This window comes from Photorhabdus sp. RM96S (assembly GCF_042879335.1).
In the GTDB taxonomy this organism is placed as follows: Bacteria; Pseudomonadota; Gammaproteobacteria; order Enterobacterales; family Enterobacteriaceae; genus Photorhabdus; species Photorhabdus kayaii.
In genome coordinates, this window is the sequence record NZ_JBHFKT010000189.1 from 1 (window position 1) to 434 (window position 434).

Annotated in this window: 1 pseudogene; it reads left to right on the top strand. The window is 60.1% G+C overall.

The window, feature by feature from the left end:
* Positions 1–238, top strand: a pseudogene (locus tag ACGF49_RS24905) (phage baseplate protein); the annotation flags it as partial.
* Between the last annotated feature and the right edge of the window lie 196 nt (positions 239–434).

A 434-nucleotide genomic window follows, 5' to 3' on the forward strand; every position in this document is an offset into this window, starting at 1 on the left:
AACCATCTGCCGGCTGCGCAGCACCGAAGCCAATCAGGTGCAGGTCAAGGCCAGCGCCGGTAAAGCCGGCGAGGGCACGCAACTGTACACCGCCAGCGACAACATCACCCTCACCGTCGGGGCAGGCAAGATTGAGATGACCAAAGAGCACATCACTCTCACCTTTGGCGGCTCAGTCATTACCCTGAACGCCGACGGGGTGTCCGTTAACGGCAGCAAAATCGGCCTGAATAACTAATCTGACCTGAATAACGGCCCCGGCGGCCCGCCGGGCGCCCTGAACACTCACCCCGGAGAACCCGATGACCCAGGAAAATACCTTAATCCCTTTTCACTTTAACGCCGGCACCCTCAACGTGCCCCGCGACTGGCGGGATGTCAGTATGCTGGTGCTCACCAGCGCCGATGACAACAACGGCAGCAGCTTCACCCTG